This is a genomic window from Xenophilus sp., assembly GCF_044462705.1.
Classification (GTDB): domain Bacteria; phylum Pseudomonadota; class Gammaproteobacteria; order Burkholderiales; family Burkholderiaceae_C; genus Xenophilus; species Xenophilus azovorans.
The window spans coordinates 6762-16124 of record NZ_JBIQNC010000119.1; the positions used below are offsets into that span (position 1 = coordinate 6762).

General features: G+C 72.8%; 10 protein-coding genes. 7 read left to right on the plus strand and 3 right to left on the minus strand.

Translation table 11 applies throughout. The annotated features are described in order from the left end of the window. The coding region (locus tag ACIY1X_RS17070; RefSeq protein ID WP_399682699.1) for a methylated-DNA--[protein]-cysteine S-methyltransferase at positions 1-482 on the minus strand (482 nt) is incomplete at its 3' end. Next, entirely contained in the window at positions 479-1990 is a 1512-nt protein-coding gene (locus ACIY1X_RS17075) for a DNA-3-methyladenine glycosylase 2 family protein (RefSeq protein ID WP_399682702.1), read from the minus strand. The genes ACIY1X_RS17075 and ACIY1X_RS17070, both read right to left, overlap by 4 nt. Positions 1991-2109: 119 nt before the next feature. Here ACIY1X_RS17075 and ACIY1X_RS17080 point away from each other — a divergent pair, with 119 nt between their 5' ends. Together ACIY1X_RS17080 and ACIY1X_RS17085 are read left to right on the plus strand one after the other, a co-directional pair. Beyond that, positions 2110-3492 carry a phosphomannomutase/phosphoglucomutase gene (locus tag ACIY1X_RS17080; RefSeq protein WP_038203347.1) on the plus strand — a complete coding sequence of 461 codons (1383 nt, stop codon included), beginning with the start codon at positions 2110-2112 and terminating at the stop codon, positions 3490-3492. Continuing rightward, the gene (locus tag ACIY1X_RS17085) at positions 3489-4937 is read left to right on the plus strand and encodes a 3-deoxy-D-manno-octulosonic acid transferase (RefSeq protein ID WP_399682705.1); all 1449 of its coding nucleotides are present in this window, start codon (positions 3489-3491) and stop codon (positions 4935-4937) included. The genes ACIY1X_RS17080 and ACIY1X_RS17085 overlap by 4 nt, the downstream gene beginning before the upstream one ends. A 24-nt stretch (positions 4938-4961) precedes the next feature. Here the strand turns inward: ACIY1X_RS17085 and ACIY1X_RS17090 are convergent, their stop codons facing one another. Then, the gene (locus ACIY1X_RS17090) at positions 4962-5933 is read right to left on the minus strand and encodes a LysR family transcriptional regulator (RefSeq protein ID WP_399682708.1); all 972 of its coding nucleotides are present in this window, start codon (positions 5931-5933) and stop codon (positions 4962-4964) included. 74 nt (positions 5934-6007) lie between these two features. Here ACIY1X_RS17090 and ACIY1X_RS17095 point away from each other — a divergent pair, with 74 nt between their 5' ends. The 5 genes from ACIY1X_RS17095 to ACIY1X_RS17115 form a co-directional block, all read left to right on the plus strand. Continuing rightward, positions 6008-6592 (plus strand): GAF domain-containing protein, encoded by a 585-nt coding sequence (locus ACIY1X_RS17095; protein WP_399682710.1) that lies wholly within the window; start codon positions 6008-6010, stop codon positions 6590-6592. Beyond that, complete coding sequence (locus ACIY1X_RS17100; protein ID WP_399682711.1) at positions 6589-6990, plus strand: VOC family protein; 402 nt, start codon at positions 6589-6591, stop codon at positions 6988-6990. The genes ACIY1X_RS17095 and ACIY1X_RS17100 overlap by 4 nt, the downstream gene beginning before the upstream one ends. After that, positions 6987-7778, plus strand: a complete 792-nt coding sequence (locus ACIY1X_RS17105; protein WP_399682713.1) for an alpha/beta fold hydrolase — start codon at positions 6987-6989, stop codon at positions 7776-7778. Before ACIY1X_RS17100 ends, ACIY1X_RS17105 begins: the two co-directional genes overlap by 4 nt. Beyond that, on the plus strand, positions 7775-8575 hold the full coding sequence (locus ACIY1X_RS17110; RefSeq protein WP_399682714.1) for an ABC transporter ATP-binding protein: 801 nt from the start codon (positions 7775-7777) through the stop codon (positions 8573-8575). Before ACIY1X_RS17105 ends, ACIY1X_RS17110 begins: the two co-directional genes overlap by 4 nt. 16 nt (positions 8576-8591) lie before the next feature. Beyond that, a partial coding sequence (locus ACIY1X_RS17115; RefSeq protein WP_399682716.1) for an ABC transporter permease occupies positions 8592-9363 on the plus strand: 772 nt, incomplete at its 3' end.

Below are 9363 nucleotides of genomic sequence, written 5' to 3' on the forward strand. Positions count from 1 at the left end.
GCCGACTTGCGCGCCAGCCCGCCGGCGTAGCCGGTGAGCCGGCCGTCGGTGCCGATCACGCGATGGCAGGGCACCACCACGCTGATCGGGTTGCGGCCCACCGCGGCGCCCACGGCGCGCACGGCGGCGGGCCGGCCGATGCGCTCGCCCAGCGCGCGGTAGCTCACGGTGCCGCCGCGCGGGATGGCCACCAGCGCGCGCCACACGTCCTGCTGGAAGGCGGTGCCGTGCGACAGGTCCAGCGGCAGGTCGAAGCGCGCGCGGGTGCCGGCGAGGTAGTCGCGCACCTGGGCGGCGGCCTCGGCCAGCACGGGGTGCGCCGGGTCGTCGGCCCAGCGGCGCACGTCGTCCGGGGGCGGGCTGTGCTGCTGGCCCTCGAACCACAGGCCGGCCAGGCCGGCGTCGGTGGCGGCCAGCCGCACGCGGCCGAGGGCGGTGTCCACGCAGGCGGTGCGAAGGGCCGTGGCGGCCTTGAATCTCATGATGGAAGTCCTTGTGGAGGAAGGGCGGCGGCGTGCCAGGCGCGCAGCACGGCGTAGCTGCGCCAGGGCCGCCAGGGCTGCGACGCCGCCTCGGCCGCGCGGGCGCCCTTGACGCCCAGCGCCTTCTGCAGCGCGACGTCGCCGGCGGGGAAGGCGTCGGGCCAGCGCAGCGCGCGCATGGCGATGTACTGGGCCGTCCAGTCGCCGATGCCGGGCAGCGCCTTCAGCGCGGCGCAGGTGGCGGCGACGTCGGCGCCCGGGTGCAGGGCGAGGCGGCCCGCGGCGACCTCGCAGGCCAGCGCCCGCAGCGCCGCCTGCCGCTGGCGCACGATGCCCAGGCGCCCGAGCGCGTCGCCGTCGGCGCCGGCCAGCGCCTCGGGCGCCGGGAACAGGTGGGTCAGGCCCGGCACCGGGGTGGCGACAGGCTCGCCGAAGGCTGCGACCAGCCGCGTGCCCAATGTGCGCGCCGCCGCCACGGTGACCTGCTGGCCCAGCACGGCGCGCACCGCCAGCTCGAAGCTGTCCGGCGCGCCCGGCACGCGCACGCCGTCGCCGTGGGGAAAGGACGCGTGCAGCGCGGCGTTGATGGGCTCGGGGTCGGCGTCCAGGTCCAGCCAGGCGCGCACGCGGCTGATGACGGCCGGCAGCACCGGCGCCAGCGCATCGCTCACGTCCAGCAGCGCCTGGTGGCCTTCGGCGTCGAAGCGCACGGCCAGCCAGCCGCTGCGCGCCTGCGCGCCGTGGCCGACGCGCAGCGTGCGCGCCAGGCTGCCATCACCGCTGGCCTCCACGCCGCCCAGCGCCCGGCGGGCCAGGAAGCCGTGCATCGCCGCCGCGTCGTAGGGCGGGCGCCAGGCCAGGCGCACCTGCGTGCCCTGCCGCGATCCGTCGGCCGGCCCGCTGCGGCGCAGCGCGGCGGGCGAGAGGCCGTAGTGCGCCGCGAAGGCCGCCTGGAAGCGCCGCACGCTGGCGAAGCCGCTGGCGCGCGCCACCTCCGCCACCGGCAGGCGCGTGTCGGCCAGCAACTGCTTGGCCGCCAGCAGGCGCCGCGTCTGCAGGTACTGCAGCGGCGAGACGCCGAAGTGCGCCTCGAAGATGCGCCGCAGGTGGCGGTCGCTCACGCCGATGCGCGCGGCCACCGCCGCCGCGCCCGGCGCGCCGGCCGTGCCTTCGGCCGGCCAGGCATCGGGCTCGTCCATCAGCCGCGCCGCCTGCTGGGCCAGGATGCGGGAGGCGTCCTCGATGCTCCAGGCGGCCGCGCGCGGCGCCAGCTCGGGCCGGCAGCGCAGGCAGGGGCGGAAGCCCGCCGCCTCGGCCTGCGCCGCGTGACGGAAGAAGCGGCAGTTCTCGCGGCGCGGCGCCTTCACCCGGCACACCGGGCGGCAGTAGATGCCGGTGGAGGTCACGGCGGTGAAGAAGCGGCCGTCGAAGCGCGCGTCGCGCGCCTTCATCGCCAGGTAACAGGCGTCACTTTCGGTGGCATCGAGGACGGGGGGCGCGTCGCGCATGGCCCGCATCTTAGGAGGGAGCGCACGCGCGGATGCGCCGTTTCCGGACATGCCCCTGAGCCCGGCCGAGCGAAGCGGGTGCCTACAATGCCGCGCAGTCACGAACAACAGGGGTTTGCATGCAGTTGAGCGCGTCCATCTTCAAGGCCTACGACATCCGCGGCGTGGTGCCGGAGACCCTCGACGCCGACGTCGCCGAGGCTCTGGGTCGCGCCTTCGGCAGCGCCGCGCGCGCCGCCGGCGAGCGGGCGGTGGCGGTGGGCCGCGACGGGCGCCTGTCGGGCCCCGCGCTGGCGGACGCGCTGATCCGCGGCCTGGTGGCCACGGGCGTGGAGGTGATCGACATCGGCGCCGTCACCACGCCCATGCTGTACTTCGCCGCCAGCACGCTGTGCACCAGCGGCATCCAGGTCACCGGCAGCCACAACCCCAAGGACTACAACGGCTTCAAGATGGTGCTGGCCGGCCGCGCCATCTACGGCGACGAGATCCAGGCGCTGCGCAAGGTGATGGAGGAGGGCAGCGCCGCGCTGGCCGAGGGCGGCAGCGTGCGCAAGGTCGACGTGCTGCCGGCCTACACCGAGCGCATCGTCGGCGACATCCGGCTGCAGCGCCCGCTGAAGATCGTGGTCGATTCGGGCAACGGCATCGCCGGCGCCTCGGCCCCGGCCATCTTCCGCGCCATCGGCTGCGAGGTGACCGAGCTGTTCAGCGAGGTGGACGGCAACTTCCCCAACCACCACCCCGACCCGAGCAAGCCCGACAACCTCAAGGACCTGATCGCCGCCCTGCAGAGCGGCGACGCCGAGCTGGGCCTGGCCTTCGACGGCGACGGCGACCGCCTGGGCATCGTGACCAAGGACGGCCAGAACATCTACCCCGACCGGCAGATGATGCTGTTCGCGCAGGACGTGCTCAAGCGCGTGCCGGGCGGCACCATCGTCTACGACGTCAAGTGCACGCAGCGCCTGGCGCCGGCCATCGAGGCCGCGGGCGGCAAGCCGCTGATCTACAAGACCGGCCATTCGCTCATCAAGGCCAAGATGAAGGAGCTGGATTCGCCGCTGGGCGGCGAGATGAGCGGCCACATCTTCTTCAAGGAGCGCTGGTTCGGCTTCGACGACGGCACCTACGCGGGGTGCCGGCTGCTGGAGATCCTCTCCGGCCATCCCAACGCCAGCGCCGTGCTCAACGCGCTGCCCACCAGCTTCTCCACGCCCGAGATCAACGTGAAGTGCGCCGAGGGCGAGCCGCACGCGCTGGTCGAGCAGATGCAGAAGCTGGCGAAGTTCGACGCCCCGGCGAAGGTCTCGACCATCGACGGCATCCGCGTCGACTGGCCCGACGGCTTCGGCCTGATCCGCGCCTCCAACACCACGCCGGTGCTGGTGCTGCGCTTCGAGGGCCACTCGCAGGCGGCGCTGGAGCGCATCGAGGCCACGATGACCGCGCTGCTGAAATCGGTGAAGCCCGACGCCGTGTTCGGAGAGGCGGCCCATTGACCGTGGCGGCGGCGCGTCGTTCCCTTTCGCTGCGCCTGTACGGCCTGTTCACCCAGCTCGCGCAGCCGCTGCTGCGGCGCAAGCTGCGTCGGCGTGCTGTGCAGGAGCCGGGCTATGCCCATGCCGTCGAGGAGCGCTTCGGCGAGTACGACGACGCGCTCGCCGGCACCGACTGGTGCTGGGTGCACGCCGTCTCGCTGGGCGAGACGCGCGCGGCCGGCATCCTGATCGCCGAACTGCGGCGCCAGTTGCCCGGCATCCCGATCCTGCTGACCCACGGCACCGCCACCGGCCGCGAGGAGGGCGCCAAGCTGCTGACCGAGGACGACATCCAGGTCTGGCAGCCCTGGGACACGCCCGAGGCGGTGGCGCGCTTCCTCGACCGCTTCCGCCCGCGCATCGGCGTGCTGATGGAGACCGAGGTCTGGCCCGAGCTGACGGCCGCGTGCGCCGAGCGCGGCATCCCGCTGGTGCTGGCCAATGCGCGGCTCAACGAGAAGTCGCTTGCCTCGGCCGAGCGGCTGGGCTGGCTGTCGCGGCCCGCGTTCTCGTCGCTGGCGGCCGTGTGGGCGCAGAGCGAGGCCGACGCGCACCGCCTCGTCTCGCTGGGCGCCAAGGTGGCGGGCATCTTCGGCAACCTCAAGTTCGACGCTGCGCCCGACGCGCGCCAGGTGGCTCATGCGCAGGTGCTGCGTGCGCACCTGCCCAAGCCGCTGGTCGTGTTCGCCAGCTCGCGCGACGGCGAGGAGCGCCAGTTGCTGGAGGCGCTGCGCCACTTCTGGACCACCGCCCCGGCGCTGCCCGCGCGCGTCACCAAGGGCTCGGCCCGCCTGCGCGCCTGCGACGTGCAGTGGCTCATCGTGCCGCGCCATCCGCAGCGCTTCGACGAGGTGGCGCAGCTCATCGAGGCGGCCGGCTTCGCCTGCGCGCGCCGCAGCACCGCCGACGCGCTGCCGCAGGACAACGAGATCTGGCTGGGCGACTCGCTGGGCGAGATGGCGCTGTACTACGGCCTGGCCGATGCGGCGCTGCTCGGCGGCAGCTTCGAGCCGCTGGGCGGGCAGAACCTGATCGAGGCGGCGGCCTGCGGCTGCCCGGTGATCATGGGCCCGTCCACCTTCAACTTCGCCGAGGCGGCCGAGCTGGCCGTCGCCGGCGGCGCGGCACTGCGCGTGGACGACATGGGCGACGCCGTCACCCAGGCGCTGGCGCTGGTGGCCGACACGCAGCGCTGCGCCGCGATGTCGCAGGCCGCGCAGGTCTTCGCCGGCGCGCACCGCGGCGCGGCCGAGCGCACGGCGGCGGCCATCCTGGCGCTGGCGCAGAAGGCCGCGGAGGCGTCGCCGCCCGCTGCTGCGTCCGGCGAGCCGGCCGAGCCGATGTGGGATGCCGTGCCCGCGAGCGCGCAGGACACGGCGGAGAAGATCGAGCCCAGGCTGGAGTAGCGGCGCTGCCCGTCCGGAAAGGGCTCAGGCCGCCAACTGCTTCATGCGCTGCGCGGTCTCGATCACCACGCCGCGCAGCGACTGCACCGTAGGGTGCCCCTCCAGTTCCTTCAGCGTGAAGAAGCTCACCGGCGGCAGGTTCCAGCTCAGCCGGTAGGGGAGCGCGGCCCAGTGGCCGGCCTGCTCCATCTCGGCCACCACGTCGCGCGCGAAGATGGTGATGGCATTGGGCTCCTGGCGCAGCACCGTCTCCATGCTGCGGACCGCGTTGGTCTCCAGGATGGGCAGCGGCGGCTGGACGCCCGCGCCGACGAAGATCGCGTTGTAGGTCCTGCGCATGGGCGTGTTGGGCGGCGGCAGGATCCAGTCGAGCTGCGCGAGCCGCGCCCAGTCCAGCGGCCCGCGCGAGAGCCGCTTGACGTTCTTTGCGCCGACCACGAGGCAGGGTTCCTGCTCGTAGATGGCCTCCTGCACCAGCCCGCTGGCGTCGCCGTCGTAGGAGCGGCCGATGGCGCAGTCGAGTTCGCGCGCGAGCAGGCCGGCGACCAGTTCATCCGTGGTGGCCTCGCGCGCCATCACCGAGATGCGCGGCGAGCGGCCGAGCAGATGCGTCAGCGCGGCCGACATCAGCCGCTGCGGCACCTGCTGCGTGAGGCCCAGCCGCAGGCGGCCGCCGCGGCCCGCTTCGAGCGAGGTGAGCACACGCGTGGTCGCCTCCAGCTCGGCCAGCCAGCGCCGCGCGTAGTGCAGCACCGCGTCGCCCGCCGCGGTGGGCACGAGCCCCCTGCTCGTGCGATCGAACAGCGTGCTGCCGAAGATGTCCTCGACCTCGTGCAGCGCCTTGGTGATCGCCGGCTGGCTGAGCTGCATCTCGGCGGCCACGCGGCCGAGCGTGCGGTGCCGGTCGATGGCCTGCAGCAGCGCGAGCTGCCGCAGCTTGAGGCGGGACAGCAGCGCGCGCTGCAGTTCGGCGGCGGGGTCGCGGGCACTCGGCAAGGCCATAACTCCACGGTTATCGGGCTATCAGAAATTATTTCACTTTGGTGAATTGCCGGTCCTAGACTTTTCCCATGGACCCGACCGACGCACCGACGACCACCGCCATCACGGCCGGGTTTCTGGACTCGCTGGCGGAGGCAGCGGGCGCGCACGATGCGCTGCGCCGCATCGATGCATGCCGTGCGCTGATCGCCCCGGGCAGCAGCTTCAGCATCCAGCAGAACGTGACGACCGCGCTTGATGCGGCCGGCGAGGTCCTGCTGCGCCGCTTCTATTCGTCGGAGGCATCGGCCTTCCCGGTCAACGGCACGAAGCGCAAGACGCTGACGCCCTGGACCGAGCGTCTCTTCGTGCAGGGCCGCGTGTTCGTGGGCGAGGGCGAGCACGTGCTCGCCGAGACTTTCGACGACTTCGAGAAGATGCGCGCCCACGCGCTGCGCAGCGTGATCAACGTGCCGCTGATGCAGGGCAGGCTCTGCTACGCCACCTTCAACGTCTTCGGCACCTGCGCCCGCTGGCTGCCGGAGCAGGTCTTCGGCATCCGGTTGCTGGCGCTGGCCGCCGCGCGCTGGGTGCCGTGCGCGCCCGGGCTCGCCTACCGATTCCCGGCCGCGGTGCCGGCGGCCGGGGCCGAAAGGGGAATGCCATGCCAGTGACTGCCCTGCACCATTTCACGATCCGCTGTGCGCCGGAAGAACTGCCGCCGCTGGTGGACTTCTATACGCGCGTGATGCGCCTCACGCCGGGTGCGCGACCGGACATCCCCGCGCCCGGCGCCTGGCTGTATGCGGACGGCCAGCCCATCGTGCACCTCTACGCGCACCTGTCGGCGCCGGACAGCCCAGCCGACCCCGCCACCGGCCACGTCGATCACATCTCGTTCCGCTCGCGCGGGCTCGCCGAGATGCGCGCGCACCTCCGCGCGCTGGGCGTGTCGTTCACCGAGGCGCCGATTCCCGGCTGGGCGATCCATCAGCTCTTTCTCCACGACCCGCGCGGCCTCAGGATCGAGATGACCTTCTGGATGGACGAGGAAGAAGGGGGCGCTGCATGACGCGCTTCGTCCAGGCCGGCGAGCTGCGCATCGCCTTCGACCGCGAGGGCGACGGCCCGCCGCTGGTGCTGATGCACGGCGCCGAGGCCTCGCGGCAGATGTTCGCGTCGCTGGTGCCGCACCTGTCGAAGCACTTCACCGTGATCGCCTACGACCAGCGCGACTGCGGCGAGACCGAGGGGCCGGAGCGCCCGTCGACGCTCGCGGACCTCGCCGGCGACGCGCAGCAGCTCATCAGGGCGCTGGGGCTGCGGCGCGCGCACGTGTTCGGCTCCTCCTTCGGCGGCCGGGTCGCGCAGGCGCTGGCGCTGCTGCATCCGCGCGCGGTCGACCACCTCGTGCTGGGCAGCACCTGGCCGCTGCCCAGGCCCTACGAGGAGCTGTGCCCCGATGCACGGCGCCTGGGCGAACTGCGGCAGGGCCTGCCGGCCACCGCGGAGGAACTGGCGACCTGGTTCTTCCCCGAAGCCTTCCTCCGGCAGCGGCCGGAGTTGCGGCGCGTGTTCGCGAACGCGCGGCCCGGATCGGCGCGGTCCGCGCGGCGCGACGCGACCGTGCAGACCACGCTCGAAGAAGGCGTGGCCGACATCGTCGCGCCCACGCTGGTGCTGGCCGGCGAACTCGACCGCGTGGTGCCGCCGGGCGTGACGCTCTCGATGGCAGGCCGCATCCGCGGCGCCGATGCCGTGCTGCTGCACGGTGTCGGCCACGTCACCGCGATGCAGGCGCCGGAGATGCTGGCGCACCACATCGTCCGCTTCCTGAAGCCCGAAGGAGCCAAGCCATGAGCACGAACCACGAACGCGCGAGCGGGCGCCCCGACTACATCCGCATCGAAGGGCTGTCGAAGCACTTCGGCGACGGCGGCGAGGGCGTGCTCGCGCTGAAGGACGTCGACTGCCGCATCGAGCAGGGCAGCTTCGTGACCATCGTGGGCCCGAGCGGCTGCGGCAAGAGCACGCTGCTGCGCATCCTCGCGGGCCTGCTCGACTACGACATCGGCCGCGTGCTGCTCGACGGCCAGCCGATCCGCGGCACGCGGCGCGACGTGGGCGTGGTGTTCCAGAGCTCGATCCTGCTGCCGTGGCGAACCATCCTCGAGAACGTGATGCTGCCGGCCGAGGTGCTGGGCCTGCCGGTGAAGCAGGCGCGCGAGCGCGCGATGCAACTGCTGCACATGGTCCGGCTCGACGGCTTCGAGCACAAGCTGCCGCGCCAGTTGAGCGGCGGCATGCAGCAGCGCGCCTCGATCGCGCGGGCGCTCCTGCACGACCCCAAGATCCTGCTGATGGACGAGCCCTTCGGCGCGCTCGACGCGATGACGCGCGAGCGCATGAACCTGGAGCTGCAGCGCATCTGGATGGAGAGCGGCAAGACGGTGGTGCTGATCACGCACTCGATCCCCGAGGCGGTGTTCCTCGGCGACAGGGTGTTCGTGATGTCGCCGCGCCCCGGCACGCTGGAGCGCGTGCTGTCCATCGACCTGCCGCGCCCGCGGTCGATGGCGGTGATGTCGGACCCCGCCTTCGCCGCTGCGTCCGCATCGATCCGCGAACGCTTCTCGCACGCCGCCTCGTTCGACTGACTGACAGGTGCCCCCGATGACCACCGCCATGCTCGCCAAGACCGATTCCGTCGCGCCGTCCGAAGCGCCCGCCCCGAGCCCCGCCGGGGCGGGGCGGCGGCGTACCCATCCGCTCGCGTCGACGCGGGTGCAGTCGATCCTGCTGCTCGCGGCGCTGCTCGGCTCGTGGGAGGCGGCCGTGCGGCTCTTCAAGGTGCCGAAGCACCTGGTGCCGCCGGTGAGCGACATCCTGGTCGCGCTGTGGCGCGGCCTGGCGACCGGGCCGCTGGCGAAGGACGGCTTCTGGTACCACGGCGGCGTGACGGTGGCCGAGATCCTGCTGGGCTTTGTCATCGGCAGCGGCATCGGCCTGGCCATCGGCATCGTGGTGTCGCAGATGCCGAAGGTTGAGGCGCTGCTGGAGCCCTATGTCGCCGCGCTGCAGAGCGTGCCCAAGGTGGCGGTCGCGCCCATCATCGTGGTGTGGCTGGGCTTCGGCATCGGCTCCAAGGTGATGATCATCTGCCTGCTGACCTTCTTCCCGGTGCTGGTGACCAGCATCGCGGGCTTCAAGGCGGTGGACCCGGACCGCATCGACCTGCTGCGCTCGCTCTCGGCGACACCGTGGCAGATCTTCCGCAAGGCCAAGTTTCCGAGCGCGCTGCCGTACATCTTCGCGGGGCTGAACATGGCCGCGGCTTTCAGCGTGGTCGGCGCGGTGGTCGGCGAGTTCGTCGGCGCGCAGGCCGGGCTCGGCGTGCTCATCCTGCAGATGGAGGCGCAGGCCGACACCGGCGGCAGCTTCGCGG